The 13,502-nt window shown below is 69.9% G+C and carries 14 protein-coding genes; 5 read left to right on the top strand and 9 right to left on the bottom strand.

Translation table 11 applies throughout. The features are described 5' to 3' along the window. Positions 1-43: 43 nt before the first annotated feature. The 3 genes from HHX35_RS16500 to HHX35_RS16490 form a co-directional block, all read right to left on the bottom strand. Positions 44-895, bottom strand: coding sequence for a sugar phosphate isomerase/epimerase (locus HHX35_RS16500; protein ID WP_182899761.1), 852 nt, complete (start codon positions 893-895; stop codon positions 44-46). After that, entirely contained in the window at positions 892-1,878 is a 987-nt protein-coding gene (locus HHX35_RS16495; protein WP_182899663.1) for a Gfo/Idh/MocA family oxidoreductase, read from the bottom strand. The genes HHX35_RS16500 and HHX35_RS16495 overlap by 4 nt, the downstream gene beginning before the upstream one ends. 109 nt (positions 1,879-1,987) lie before the next feature. Next, complete coding sequence (locus tag HHX35_RS16490; protein WP_182899662.1) at positions 1,988-2,731, bottom strand: GntR family transcriptional regulator; 744 nt, start codon at positions 2,729-2,731, stop codon at positions 1,988-1,990. A gap of 202 nt (positions 2,732-2,933) precedes the next feature. On the opposite strand from HHX35_RS16490, the gene HHX35_RS16485 reads away from it, so the two are divergent. Continuing rightward, complete coding sequence (locus HHX35_RS16485; RefSeq protein WP_182899661.1) at positions 2,934-4,103, top strand: ABC transporter substrate-binding protein; 1,170 nt, start codon at positions 2,934-2,936, stop codon at positions 4,101-4,103. 55 nt (positions 4,104-4,158) lie between these two features. Here the strand turns inward: HHX35_RS16485 and HHX35_RS16480 are convergent, their stop codons facing one another. Continuing rightward, positions 4,159-5,433, bottom strand: coding sequence for a phytase (locus HHX35_RS16480; protein ID WP_182899660.1), 1,275 nt, complete (start codon positions 5,431-5,433; stop codon positions 4,159-4,161). A gap of 197 nt (positions 5,434-5,630) precedes the next feature. Between HHX35_RS16480 and HHX35_RS16475 the strand changes: the two genes are divergently transcribed. Beyond that, positions 5,631-6,089 (top strand): flavin reductase family protein, encoded by a 459-nt coding sequence (locus HHX35_RS16475; protein WP_259405132.1) that lies wholly within the window; start codon positions 5,631-5,633, stop codon positions 6,087-6,089. On the opposite strand, the gene sppA is transcribed toward HHX35_RS16475, so the two are convergent. From sppA to HHX35_RS16460, 3 genes are all read right to left on the bottom strand, one after another. Then, on the bottom strand, positions 6,071-7,762 hold the full coding sequence (gene sppA / locus HHX35_RS16470) for a signal peptide peptidase SppA (RefSeq protein ID WP_182899658.1): 1,692 nt from the start codon (positions 7,760-7,762) through the stop codon (positions 6,071-6,073). The genes HHX35_RS16475 and sppA overlap by 19 nt on opposite strands. Before the next feature lie 92 nt (positions 7,763-7,854). Continuing rightward, positions 7,855-9,489, bottom strand: a complete 1,635-nt coding sequence (locus HHX35_RS16465) for a glycosyl hydrolase family 18 protein (RefSeq protein ID WP_182899657.1) — start codon at positions 9,487-9,489, stop codon at positions 7,855-7,857. A 321-nt stretch (positions 9,490-9,810) separates the two neighbouring features. Continuing rightward, the gene (locus HHX35_RS16460; protein WP_139578314.1) at positions 9,811-10,302 is read right to left on the bottom strand and encodes a helix-turn-helix domain-containing protein; all 492 of its coding nucleotides are present in this window, start codon (positions 10,300-10,302) and stop codon (positions 9,811-9,813) included. 94 nt (positions 10,303-10,396) lie between these two features. Here HHX35_RS16460 and HHX35_RS16455 point away from each other — a divergent pair, with 94 nt between their 5' ends. Then, a complete protein-coding gene (locus HHX35_RS16455; protein WP_182899656.1) occupies positions 10,397-10,894 on the top strand; it encodes a tautomerase family protein in 498 nt (165 codons plus the stop codon). 62 nt (positions 10,895-10,956) lie between these two features. On the opposite strand, the gene HHX35_RS43450 is transcribed toward HHX35_RS16455, so the two are convergent. Beyond that, entirely contained in the window at positions 10,957-11,301 is a 345-nt protein-coding gene (locus tag HHX35_RS43450; protein ID WP_310739135.1) for a transposase, read from the bottom strand. 25 nt (positions 11,302-11,326) lie between these two features. On the opposite strand from HHX35_RS43450, the gene HHX35_RS16445 reads away from it, so the two are divergent. Next, positions 11,327-11,767 carry a hypothetical protein gene (locus HHX35_RS16445; protein ID WP_182899760.1) on the top strand — a complete coding sequence of 147 codons (441 nt, stop codon included), beginning with the start codon at positions 11,327-11,329 and terminating at the stop codon, positions 11,765-11,767. Between the two features lie 7 nt (positions 11,768-11,774). Here HHX35_RS16445 and HHX35_RS16440 read toward each other — a convergent pair whose 3' ends face one another. After that, complete coding sequence (locus HHX35_RS16440; RefSeq protein ID WP_182899655.1) at positions 11,775-12,155, bottom strand: MerR family transcriptional regulator; 381 nt, start codon at positions 12,153-12,155, stop codon at positions 11,775-11,777. Between the two features lie 208 nt (positions 12,156-12,363). On the opposite strand from HHX35_RS16440, the gene HHX35_RS16435 reads away from it, so the two are divergent. Then, on the top strand, positions 12,364-13,305 hold the full coding sequence (locus tag HHX35_RS16435) for a chlorophyllase/cutinase-like alpha/beta fold protein (protein ID WP_182899654.1): 942 nt from the start codon (positions 12,364-12,366) through the stop codon (positions 13,303-13,305). The last annotated feature ends 197 nt before the right edge of the window (positions 13,306-13,502 follow it).

The raw sequence follows: 13,502 nt of genomic DNA, 5'->3' as shown, positions 1-13,502 counted from the left end.
AGCACCTCCGGCGCGGCCGCCTCAGTGCCCGTCTCAGTGCCGGTCACGCGTCCTCCGGGGAGGCCAGGCCCGTGAGGTAGGCCAGGCTCGCACGCACGTCCGCCAGAGGATCGGCGTCGGCCGACGTGAGGATCACGTCCTGCTCCATGACGTACCAGCCGGTGTAGCCGGCGGCCGTCAGGCCGGAGACGATGCCCGCCACGTCGACGTCGCCGCGGCCGAGCGGACGGTACATGCCGGCCCGCACCGCGTCGGTGTAGGTGAGCTCGCCCGCCCTGACCCGTCCGGCGAGGTCCGCGTCGACGTCCTTGAGATGCGCGTGGGCGATCCGCTCGGGGGCCTTCCTGACGACGTCGAGCGGATCGGCGCCGCCGGCCAGCAGGTGCCCGGTGTCCAGGCAGAGGGAGACGGCCGAGCCTTCCAGGACCCGCTCCACCTCCTCGCCGGTCTCGACCATCGTGCCCACGTGGGGGTGCAGGGTGACCAGGTGGGAGATCTCCCGGTCGATCCGGTCGAGGGTGGACAGCAGCGTCCGCCAGCCCTCGTCGTCCAGGGCGGGGCGTCCGTCGTAGCCGTCCACCCCGGTCGCGGCGGCCAGCACGACCACCGCGTCCGCCTCGAAGGCGGCCACGGTGTCCCGCAGGGCGGGCAGCGGGTCGTGCGCCGGGTCGTGCAGGACGACCGGGACGAAGCCGCCGATCGCACGCAGGCCGTAGCCGCCCAGCAGGGCGGCGCGGTGGTCGGGCTCCGGCGGCAGGAACCCGTCCGGGCCCAGCTCGGTGGCCGTCAGCCCGAGCGCGGCCATCTCGGCCAGCACACGCTCCGGGGTGAGCTGGTGGCCCCAGCCGGGCACCTCGCAGACTCCCCAGGAGATGGGGGCGGCGGCGATCCTCACTTCGTCACCTCCGTCACGCGGACGGGACGGTCGGTCCGGCGGGACAGGTCCGCCGCCTCGGCCACGTACAGCGCGGCCAGGGCGTCGCGGACCGTGCAGGGGCTCTCCCGCTCGCCCCGCGCCGCCTCGAGGAAGGCGGTCATCTCCGCGACGTACGCCTCCTCGAACCTGGCCTGGAAGTCCGGCCAGGGGTCGCCGTCCGGCGCGAAGCCCTCGGCCGAGCGCAGCGGGGTGCGCCCGCCGAGCCCCGCCGCCCATGCGCCGCGGGTGCCGGCCAGCTCCATCCGCACGTCGTAGCCCGCGCCGTTGTAGCGCGAGCCCTGCAGGGTGGCCAGCGTGCCGTCGTCCATCGTCAGGATCGCGGCGCTGGTGTCCACGTCGCCCGCCTCGGCGAAGTACTCCTCGCCGCGGTTGGCGCCGGTCGCGTAGACCGTGTCCACCTCGCGCCCGGTGACCCAGCGCAGGATGTCGAAGTCGTGGATGTGGCAGTCGCGGAAGATGCCGCCGGACAAGGGGATGTAGCCGGCGGGCGGAGGCGCGGGATCGGCGGTGATCAGGTGGACGCGGTGCAGCACGCCCAGATCGCCGGAGCGCAGCGCGTCGCGGGCGGCCAGGTAGCCCGCGTCGAAGCGGCGCTGGAAGCCGATGTGCACGACGGCGCCGGTGCGCTCGACGGTCTCGGCGACCCGCAGCGTCTCCTCCGCCGTGGGCGCCGCCGGTTTCTCGCAGAACGCCGGGACGCCCAGCTCACAGGCGCGATCGAGCGCCTCCGTGTGGGTGGACGTCGGAGTCGCGATCACCACGGCGTCCGCGTCGAAGGGGTCGCCGACCGTCGCGGACAGCCGTGCCGTAGAGAACCGTGCCGCCACCTCCTCCGCCCGGCTCCGGTCCACGTCGGAGACCACCAGCTCGTCCGCGAGACCGGCAAGGGTGGCGGCATGGAAGACGCCTATGCGGCCAAGGCCCAGCAAACCCACACGCATGTGTCAGCTCCTCGTCCAGGGGCCTCCAGTTCTAGATGAGCGGAAGGTAAAGGTCAAGAGTTTGTCCTGACATTCGGATGAACTATCATCCCGATGAGATAAGCGTTACTCAGCGCTCGACGAGGGTGACCTCGAGGGAATAGTGCGAGGCGCGGTACACATGCGAGCCGTGCTCGACCGCCCGGCCCTGGTCGTCGTAGGTGGTGCGGACCATCGTGAGCAGCGGGCAGCCGCGCCGCTCCTCCAGTAACCGGGCCTCCGCCGGGGAGGCCGCGCGGGCGCCGATGCGCTGGTGTGCCACCCGCATCCGGATGCCGGTCTGGCGCAGCATCTCGTAGAGCCCGCGCTCCATCAGCGACTCGGCCGTCAGCGGGGCCAGCCCGACCGGCAGCCAGTTGTGCAGCAGGGCGAGCGGCTCTCCCATGGCGAACCTGATCCGCTCCAGCCGCAGCACCTCGGTGCCCGGTTCGACGCCCAGGGCGGCGGCGACCTCCTCCTCGGCCGGTACGGTGTCCAGGGACAGCACCCGGGTCTCCGGCTCCTGTCCGGCCCGGCGGAGGTCGTCGTACAGGCTGGTGAGCTCGACGGCGCGCTTCACCTGTCCGTGCACGACCTGGGTGCCGACGCCGCGTTTGCGGACGACCAGGCCCTTGTCCACGAGGAACTGGATCGCCTGGCGGATGGTGGGGCGGGAGAGGCCGAGTTGCTCGGCGAGCTGGATCTCGTTGTCCAGCCGGGAGCCGGGGGGCAGCTTGCCGGCCTGGATGGCCTGCGTGATCCGCTCGGCCACCTGGAAGTAGAGGGGCACGGGGCTCGACCTGTCGAGGTCGATGTCCAATCTGGTGACTGTCACGACTCGACGGTAGCTGACATCAGAATGTCTTGACCAATGCCACAGTGGCCTGATTAACAGAAGATGTCCAGTTCGCGACTGCGGTCATTATGTCTTGACAAACTGTTCACGTGACGTTCATCGTGGAGCACACCGCGGCGCCGGATCGGGGCTCTGGGCGGCGCCCGACGACCCCCCGAGAGGCAAGAGGAGTGACGCCACCTTGAGGCGTACCCGGAAGATCGTTCCCCTGGCACTGCTCGCGCTCGCCGTCGCCGCCTGCGCGCCCTCCACCGGCCCGGACGCGCCGTCCTCGGCGACGAGCGCCGAGCCGTTGCCCGGCCCCTCGATCGACGCGTCCCTCGACCTGGACGCGCTGGTCGCCGCCGCGAAGAAGGAGGGCGGCCTGCTCGTCTACGACTCCAGCGGCGACATCGAAGAGGTGGCCAAGGCCTTCACCGCCAAGTACGGCATCCCGATGGAGGGGGTGAAGTCCGACACCCCGCAGACCGCCGAGAAGATGACGAGGGAGCACGCGGCCGGCAACGTCACCATCGACGCGGCCATGTACGAGGACGGCGGCGTGCTGGTCGGCCAGCTCATCCCGCAGGGCGTCGCGCGGACGTGGGTGCCGGCCGACCTGAAGGACCAGATCCCCGCCGAGAGCCGGAACCCGCTGCTCGCGCTGTCGAAGGCCACGGTCTTCGCGTACAACACCAAGCTGTCGCCCGGCGGATGCCCGATCAAGAACGTGTGGGACCTGACCGAGCCGGAGTGGGCGGGCAAGCTCGTCATGCAGGACCCGCTCGGCAAGCCGACCGTGCTGTCGTTCTTCACCCAGCTCGACGCCCACGGCAACCAGGCGCTGGAGCAGGCCTACCAGGCCAAGTACGGCAAGCCGCTGCAGACCGAGGAGAAGAGCGCCGCCTACGAGTGGGTCAAGCGCATCTCGGCCAACAAGCCCGTGCTGACCGGCTCCGACGAGGACATCTCGGCCGCGGTGGGCGCGCCGAACGCCACCGACAAGAAGATCGGCTTCATGTCGATCTCGAAGTTCCGCAACAACGAGGACAAGGGATACGCCCAGGCGACCTGTGAAGGGATGACGCCGTTCGCCGGCTTCAGCTACCCCAAGTACGTCGCGATCGCCGCCAAGAGCAGGCACCCCAACGCGGCCAAGCTGTACGTCCACTTCATCATGACCGAGGAGGGCGTTAAGCACGAGATCGGCGAGGGCGGCGTCTCCGGCAACAGCACGGTGAAGCCTTTGGTCACTCCGGACGGCCTGAGCGACTGGAAGGGGCAGCTCTTCCACACCGACCCCGCCGGGCTGCTCGGCGACCTGCGCAACCGGCAGACGGTCTCGGACTTCTGGCGCGTCAATCACGGCTGACCCGGTGAACGGAAAGGCCCCCGGGGATACCCGGGGGCCTTCTGACGCGCCCGCGTCAGTCGCGCGGGTCCCAGCCGTCGGTGTCCACGTCGAGGTCGAGCTTGTCGGCGATGTCGTCCCACTTGGTGAACTTGAAGCCGGTGATCTCCCGGCCGGGCTCGGCGGGGGTGTTCTCCCCGTCGTGCGCGACGAACAGGCCCTCGTCGAAGTCGCCGAGCGGCACGTTCAGCACGGTCGAGCCGTCGCTGTGCTCGACGCCGTCGCTGCCGTTCTTCTCACCCACGCGGAACTGGCCGAGGTAGGAGTTGGATCCCTCCCTGCGGTAGACGGCGAAGGTGCTGTCGCCCTGGCTGGAGGCCAGCAGGTAGCCCTTGCCGTCCTCGCGGTAGTAGATCGTCAGGCCCTCGGCGTCCGCCGCCAGGTGTGTGCCGCCGTAGCCGGGGTCGGTGCCGGGCGTGCACTCGTCGGCCTCGGCGTCGTACGTGCCCGGCACGCCGAACTCCTTGGTCTTGTCCACCAGCACCGGTGTGCCGGTGAGGTCGGCCCGCATCCGCCAGATGCCGACGTCCTCCTGGGCGGCGTAGAGCACGTCCTTCTCCTGGTCCACGACCATGCCCTCGACCTGCGGCTGGACTCCGGGCTCGTCGCACGGGGTCCAGCTCTGCCCGTTGGGCAGGGCGAACGACGCGGGCAGGTCGAGTGTCCTGACCAGCTGGTAGCCGACCTTCCCGCCCGGCTTGGGCAGCAGCTTCACCAGCCCGACCGAGGTCCGGTGCCGCCGGCTGACCAGCGCGTAGGTCCCGGTGGAGTCGGTCCAGGTGGCCAGGCCGTACGCCGTCTCCTTGTCGTCGACCTGCTCCTGCGTGGAGTTGAAGACGAACGGCGCGGCCGGGTCGGTCACGTCGGTGAGCCGGCCGTGGGAGATGGCGTAGATCCTGAGCTGGTCGCGGCCCCGGTCGGAGACCACCGCGAGGTCGCGGTCGCCGAAACCGTAGGCCACGTCGACGTTGTTGAACCTGCCGACCTCGTCGTCGGGGCCCGGCGCGGCGGGCGCGGGCAGGTGCTGGACCTGCCGTCCGTCGAGGTCGTAGACGAAGAGCCCGGCCTCCTTGGCGGTGCCGATCACCACGCTGTCGTCCGAGTCGTGGGGGTCCACCCAGATGGCGGGGTCGTCGCCGTTGGCGTTGCCGCCGGCCTCGTCGTCGTACAAGGCGGGGGTCTCCACCTGCGGGTACACGGTGGCGACGCCGCTGCTCGACGCGGGGACCGCCGCCCCGCCTATCAGGGAGATCGTCAGGGTGGCAAGGAACAGCCCGGACAGGGGACGCATCGCGCCTCCTCGGTTGGGGGATGGTGTCGCCTCGACCGTAATGACCAATTAACACCAATGCAATAGGTCATACTTATGTCATGACATACATACAGCCAAGAGATCGGTTGCGTGGGCCCGGGCCGCGGTGGCACAGTCGCACGCCGGAGGGGAAGGAGCTGGGTGTGGGACCTGGGCAGGGACTGTTCACCGAGGCCATGGGGCAGCTGGCCGCGGGCGTGGCGGTCGTGACGGTCAAGGACGACCGCGACGACCTGGGCACGACGGTCGCGACCCTGATGTCGATGTCGCTCGACCCGCCGCTCGTGCTGATCAGCCTCGACTCGGCCGGATATCTCGCCGAGGTGTTGCTGCGCAGGGATCGCTGGGCCGCGAGCGTCCTCGCGGACGGCCAGCAGGCGGTCGCCTCCAGGTTCGCCGCGGCAGGACGGCCGGGCGCCCGGCTCCTGCTGGCCGGGGTCGCCCACCATCGCGGCGCGCACAGCGAGGCGCTGGTCGTGGAGCGCGGGGTGGCGGCGATCGAGGCCGAGACGATCCAGGTCGTCCCGGCCGGCGATCACACGCTGTTCATCGGGGAGGTCCTCGGCGTCGACTACGTCGACGCCTCCAAGGCCCCGCTCGTACGGCTGCGCTCCCGCTACCGGATCGTCCAGTAGCCGGGCAGCACGAGCGGGCCGTACGCCGGGAGGCCGAGCTGCCCGGCCATCCGCGCCAGCGGCCCCCACGCCTCCAGACGCACCCGGGCGAGCGCGGCCGACTTGTCCTCGCTGGACTCCGGCGGGCGCAGCCGCTCCAGGGGGTGCATGCGGGGATAGGTCCGTACGGGGGCGTCGCCGGCCAGCCCGGCCCGGCGGCGGGCCAGGGCGAGGGCGTCCTCCAGGCCGCCGAGCTCGTCGGCGAGACCGGCCGCCCTGGCGTCGGCGCCGGTCCACACCCGGCCCCTGGCCAGCTCGTGGGCCCGTTCCTTGGTGAGGTCGCGGCCCTGCGCCACCTTGCCCACGAAGTCGTCGTAGATGCGGTCGAGCCAGGCGTTCACCCGCTCCCACTGCTCGTCGGAGAACGCGGTGGACGGCGAGAACATCCCGGCGTTGGCGCCCTCGGCGACCGACTCGGTCACCACGCCGAGCTTGCCGAGCAGCTCGCCGACGACGGGCTTGCCGCCGAACACGCCGATCGAGCCGGTCAGCGTGCCCGGCTGGGCCACGATCACGTCGGCGGCCATCGACACGAAGTAGCCGCCGGAGGCCGCCACGTCGCCCATCGACACGATGACCGGCTTACCGGCCCGGCGCGCCAGCACGACCTCCCGCCAGATCGCGTCGGAGGCGACGTACGACCCGCCGGGGCTGTCCACGCGGAACACGATGGCCTTGACCTTCTCGTCCCGGCGGGCCGAGCGCAGGGCGGCGCAGATGGTGTCGGAGCCCATGGCGCCCCCGCCGCCCAGCGGTGAGCGGCCGCTGCGCCCGAGACGGATCATGCCGTTGCCGTGGACCAGGGCGACCGTGGCCGCTCCGGGGTGCGGAAGCCTGCCGGACAGCGCGCTCTTGGCGTACCGCGACACGTAGAGCAGGTGCGCGCCGTCGTCGACGGTCTCGGCGTAGACCTCGTCGCGATACTTCAGCTCGTCCACGAGCCCGGCCTCGACGGCCTCCGACCCGATGAACGGGCCCTGGTCGATCAGCTCGCGCACCCGCTGGGGGTCGAGGCCGCGCCCCTCGGCGACGCCGGCGACGATCTGCTCGGTGACCGACTCGGCGATGCGCCCGGCCGACTCGCGATGGGCGTCGGTCATGTGGTTCTGGGTGTAGGTGTTGGCCGCGGTCTTGTACTCGTGCCGCTGGCCGATCTGATACCGCACCCCGGCCTTGGCGAGCGCGTCGCGCAGGAACCGCTGCTCCAGCGCCACCCCGGTCAGGCCCACGTCGCCGGAGGGCTGGAGGTAGACCCGCTCGAAGGCGCTGGCCAGGTAGTAGGGGACGGTGCCGGCGCCGAACTCGCCGAACGTCTCGGCGAACGCGACGGTCCGCTTGCCCGCGGCGCGCAGCTTGACCACGGCCGTGCGCAGCTCCTGCACCATGCCGAGGCCGAGGGGGTTGCCGCCGATCTTGACGATCAGCGCGGTGACGCGAGGGTCCTTGCGGGCGCGGCGCAGGCCCGACAGCACCTCGGCGAGGCGCGCCTTGCGCATGGACAGCAGGGCGGTGACGGGGTCGGCGGGCGGACCTTCCGACAGCCCCTCGGTCAGGTCCAGTTCCAGCACGAGCGGTGCGGTGCGGCGCTGCCGCAGCTTGCCGACCGTTTCTACGATCGTCCTCGTCGCGTCCATAAATGCCACCATAAGCGAAGGTTTCGCCAGGATGGCCGGATGATCAGGGCCCCCGCGCGAGACGCGCGGGGGCCCCGATCGGCTCGAAGCGGTTACTTCAGGCCATTGGACATGGCGCCGATCAGTTCACCGTTGGAGGTGTCGCCGCTGAACTCCCAGAAGAAGGCCCCGCCGAGACCCTGGTTTTTGGCGTAGGTCATCTTGCCGCCGATCGTGGCGGGGGTGTCGTAGCTCCACCAGTTCGAGCCGCACTTGGCGTAGGCGGTGCCGGCGACCGTGCCGGTGGCCGGGCAGCTGGTCTTGAGGACCTTGTAGTCCTCGATGCCCGCCTCGTACGTGCCGGGTGCGGCGCCGGTGGCGGTGCCGCCGGGCGTGTCCTGGGTGACGCCGGTCCAGCCGCGGCCGTAGAAGCCGATGCCCAGCAGGATCTTGTTCGCCGGGACGCCCAGGCTCTTCAGCTTCTGCACCGCATTGTCGGAGTAGAAGCCCGCGACCGGGATGCCGGAGTAGGACGTGAGCGGCGAGTGCGGAGCCGTCGGGCCCTTGGCGTCCCAGGCGCCGAAGAAGTCGTAGGTCATGACGTTGTACCAGTCGACGTACTGCGCCGCGCCGCCGTAGTCGGCGAGGTCCATCTTGCCGCCGGAGTTGCCGTCGGCGGTGATCGCCGCGGTGATCAGGTAGTCCTTGCCGAACTTGGCGCGCAGTGCGGCCATGAGGTTCCTGTACGCCGCAGGGCCGCTGCTGTCACAGCTGAGGCCGCAGGCGTTCGGGTACTCCCAGTCGATGTCGATGCCGTCGAACACGTCCGCCCAGCGCGGGTCCTCGACCAGGTTGTAGCAGGAGTTCGCGAACGCGGTGGGGTTGGCCGCCGCCTGCCCGAAGCCGCCCGACCAGGTCCAGCCGCCGAAGGAGTAGAGGATCTTGATGTTCGGGTACATCGCCTTGAGCTTGCGCAGCTGGTTGAACGCGCCGCGCAGCGCGTTGGGGTTGTCCCAGGTGTCGGCCTTGCCGTCCACGCTGTTGGCCGTGGTGTAGGCCATGTCGTAGTCGGCGTAGGAGTCGCCGATCGCGCACTGGCCGTTGGTCACGTTGCCGAAGGCGTAGTTGATGTGGGTGAGCTTGGCGGCCGAGCCGCTGCTCACGATGTTCTTCACGAAGTACTGCCGGCCGTAGACGCCCCAGTCGGTGAAGTAGCCCATCACCTTCTTGCCGCCGGGCGGCGGGGGCGAGCTCGGGCTCGCCGAGGGCGATGCGGAGGGAGACGCGGACGGCGAGGGCGAGGCGGACGGGCTGGGGCTCGGGCTCTTGCTCGGGCTGGCCGAGGGGGAGGTGGTCGGCCCGCCGGCGCAGGGCGCGCCGTTCAGCGTGCAGTTCAGCGGGGTCGAACCGCCGGGCGCTCCGATGAAGCCGAAGCTCGCCGACGCGCCCGCCGCGAGGCCGCCGCTCCAGGAGGGATTTTTGAACGTGTAGTGGTTGCCGCTCTTGGTCATGGTGGCGTCCCAGGCCGAGCTGATCGTCGCGCCCGACGGCATGTCGACCTCGACGGTCCAGCTCGGCAGGGCGTCCGACCCGGCCTTCACGGTGAACTTGCCCTGGAAGCCGGATCCCCAGTCGGAGTCGACGGCGTACGTGGCGGTGGCGGGGGTGGCGGCGGTCGCGGTCCCGAGCGCGAGCGGCGCGAGTAACGCGGCGCCCGCGATCACGGACCCTAGGAGGATCTTTCGCAACGGAGCTCCTGCTCTTGGGGGTAAAGGACAGGAAAGTTTCCTATTAGTTAGGAGAGTAAGCACTGACCGCGAAGGGGTCAACGCCCTTGTGGCCCTCTAAGCGTCGGTTAAGCCTCCGCTAAGGTCGCGGCGCCGTCCTCGGTGACGACCGGGCCTGCTCCAGTGCCGCGACAACCGACAAGATCCGCCTGGGGCGAAGATCGGCGGGAGGGGCACTGGCGTGCCGCAGCATCCGACGTTTGCCCCATGGCCCAGGCGTCGGCCCCACTGCTTGGATCATGCTTCTCGCGATATGAGCTGCTCAGTACGATCCTGAGGATCTCAGGAGCTTTCCACGAAGCGCGCGCCCGGCCCGGGCGTGCGGCAGACGTCTTCCGGGGCGAGGTGGCTGTGCCCCGCAGCGCACTCGAGGACGACCTTGACCGGCTCGTCGCAGGAGCTCGCATCGTCGACGGGCCGGTGCCGGACGATGACCGACGGGCCCTGCGGGTCGGCGAGGTATGTGTCGCCCCATTCCAGGAGCGCCACGAGCGTGGGCCGCAACGCCCGGCCCTGCTCGGTGAGCTCGTAGGCGAAGCGCTGCCGATCCCCAGGCTCCTGATAGGGCACGCGGCGCATCACTCCCGCGGTCACCAAGGTCTCGAGCCGAGTCGCCAGGAGATTCCTGGCGATCCCGAGGCGGGAGTGGAACTCTCCGAACCGGCGCGCGCCGTCCAGCGCTTCACGAACGATCAGCAGCGACCAGCGCTCCCCCACCACCGAGAGGGCGCGCGCCACCGAGCAGTTCACCGGGTCGATTCGCCGCGTCTCCATGGGACGAGTGTACCCATCTGGGTTTACAAGCTGTACTTAGCCCTCGTAGACTCCCGCCTGAGTTGAAGAATTAAACTCATAAAGGAGATCGACCATGCCCATGCTCGACGTGTACATTCCCGAGGGCGCGCTCCAGCCGGACGCCGAGGCGGCCCTGCTGAACCGCATCACCGAGATCCTCGTCCGCAACGAGGGATTCGACCCCGCCGACCCGGTGAGCCGTTCCGTCTCCTGGCTCTGGCTGCACCGACCGGCCGGCATCTACGTCGGCGGAGAACCCGCGGACGCACCTCGCTACAAGGTCGTCCCGTCCGTCCCCGAGGGCCAGCTCGACGAGCAGAAGCGTGCGAGCGTCATCGCCGAGGTCACCGAGGCAATCCTCGACGCGGAGAACGGCGCCTGGCCGCGTGACGCCAGCCGGATCTGGGTATTCCCCACCGAGATCCCCGAGGGTCACTGGGGCGGCTGGGGCCAGATCAGGCCGCTCGCAACGATCCTCGCCCGGCTCACCGGCGGCGACACCAAACGGGCCCGTACGCTCGCGCGTGAGCGGATCGCTGCCACCCGAGCCGAACACGCCCGCCTGCCCTGATGAGCGGCGAACGAAGTGGGGATCGATGCGGCCGGTGACACAGTCGTTAGGATCAGCCCGATTCAGGCGACGTTGGCCTTGGCCACGACCTCGCGGAGGCGTTCGTCGGCGGCGTGCTGGTTCCGTCGGATGATGTAATGGCGGATCATGCTGCCCTGCTTTTTGTGGGTGGCGTGGTCGGTGCTGTCCAGGGTGAAGTAGCGCAGGGCGGTGAACTGGGCCTCGATGCGGTTGAGCCAGGAGCTGTTGGTCGGCGTGTAGGCGAGTTCGACGTTGTTCGCCGCGGCCCAGTCGCCGACGCGGCTGTCCTTCTTCGTGGTCAGGTGCGGGGAGAAGTTGTCGAGCACGAACGCGATGCGGATCTCGGGCGGGTAGAGACCGCGCAGACAGCGGCCTGTGCCGCCCACCGCGCTCGGCCCACTGCCGCCCAGGGTGGGGCTGGAGGTTAAGCGGGCCGAACTCGTCCAGACAGAAGGCGACTTCAGGCTCACCCTCCTCTGGCATGACCTCGCCGTCGGCGATCGCGTAGAGGTGCTCGACGCGGGCCTTCTTCGTGGCGTAGTCCGGGTCGCGGGAGGTCGTCCAGGTCTTTATGCGTTGAAACGACACGCCCTCCCCTCGGAGCAGGACCCACAGGCCCTCATGGCTGATGTCGTCGACCACCTCCTCGGCGCAGGAAGTCGGCCGGCTTGGCCAGGCTCCAGGTCGAGAACGCAGGCCGTGCTCGGCCGGCTTGGACTTGGCGATCTTCTTGATCTGGCGCCGCTCGGGCAGCGTGAACGTCCTGGGCCGCCCGCCCATGTACTTCGGGTAGAGCGCCTCGAAGCCATCGGCGTTGAAGTTGTGGAGCACGGCGGGGCAAACGTTCTCTGATGCGGCACTAGGGAGTGGTTTCCTGCCGGCAGGAAGTGCCGGTGACCATGTTGCCGGTGGCGGCGGTGATGACCGAGTCGAGCCGGTCCCGGGTGCGCAGGAGATCGGTGATGCGCCGGTCGACATGCTCGCGCTCCGCCGCCAACCGCTTGAGCAGAGTGGGAGTGGCGCGGCCGTCGATGACGCACGGCAGGAGCTCGACGATTGTCTTGCTGGACAGCCCGGCGGCGTACAACTCCTGGATCAGCCGGACCCGGTCGACCGCGCTCTCGGGGTAGTGACGCTGGCCGCTGGGGCTGCGCTCGGCGCTGAGCAGATTCTGCTCCTCGTAGTAGCGCAGGGCCCGGACACTGACGCCGGTCCGGGCGGCGAGTTCTCCGACGCGCATCTCGTCTCCTGTGTGACATCCGTCGCGCGACTTGCCTCTCACGTCAACGTCAGGTTTTAGCGTAACCGGCGTGCGCCTCACCGAAGGACTTTCTCCTGGTCGGTCTCCCGACGCACGAGGGCTCGAGCGGGAGGGGCGCGTGAGACGCGTCCTCCACCAGGACAGCCTGACCCCATCCACACGCACCACGCCTGGAAGAAGCACACGCATGCCCACGTACAAGACGACCGGCCTCACCGGCCCCGCGTCCACTCCGACCGTATCGGTGAAGCCGGTCGTGCTGCCCGCACCCCGGCGCGGCGAGGACCTGCACGTACGCGTCTCCGCACCGGTCAGCGGCACCAATCTGCCGATCGTGCTGTTCGCCCACGGATTCGGCTCGAACCTGGACGGCTACGCACCCTTGGTCGACCACTGGGCCTCCCGCGGCTTCGTGGTGATCCAGGCCACTCACCTCGACTCCAGGCGCCTCGACATCGCCGCGGACGATCCCCGCAAGCCCGACATGTGGCGCTACCGCGTGCAGGACATGAAGCGGATCCTCGACGAACTCGACACCCTGGAGGCATCCGTGCCCGGCCTGGCCGGCCGGGTGGACCGCAGTCGCATCGTCGCGGCCGGACACTCCTTCGGCGGCCAGACCGCGGGCATCCTCGTGGGCCTGCGTGTCACGGACCCGAAGACCGGAACCGCGCAGGACATGTCCGACCCCCGGGTCATGGCCAGCATCCAGCTGGCCACAGCCGGCAAGGGCGGCGACGAACTGACCCCCTTCGCCCACGAGGCTGCTCCCTGGCTGCGCGACCAGGACTTCTCCCATATCACCGCACCCGGACTCGTCGTCGCCGGCGACAAGGACGAACTCCCGCTCTCCACCCGGGGACCGTCCTGGATGACCGACCCCTACACCCTCAGCCGCGGCGACAAGAGCCTGCTGACGGTCTACGGCGGCCAGCATTCCCTCGGCGGCATCTCCGGCTACGAGGCGGCGGAAACGACCGACGAAGATCCCGGCCGCGTCGCCCTCGTCCAGCAGGTCACCCTCGCCTACCTGCGCCATGTCACGGGCACCGACCACGCCGACTGGGAAACGGCGCAGGCCGTCCTCGCCGGTGACTCCCACCCGCTGGGACGACTGGAATCGAAGTAACACCCGCGCCGAACCCGGCTTCCACACCCGGCCACGAAACGGAAGCCGGGCTAGGTCGTGTCTGACAAATCATGGCCCTGCTGCGCGTGGCCCAGGCGGCGCCTCGCTGCGTTGTCGTCGTCGCCGATAACGCTGTTATCGGCTCCTCCTCCGCCTTGCGATGCATCCACCTGGATCCACGCTCGCGACGGGCAGCA

It is taken from the genome of Microbispora sp. H10830 (assembly GCF_014161375.1).
In the GTDB taxonomy this organism is placed as follows: domain Bacteria; phylum Actinomycetota; class Actinomycetes; order Streptosporangiales; family Streptosporangiaceae; genus Microbispora; species Microbispora catharanthi.
The sequence above is the reverse complement of the archived record's forward strand: the minus strand, read 5'-3'. Positions and strand labels throughout refer to the sequence as shown.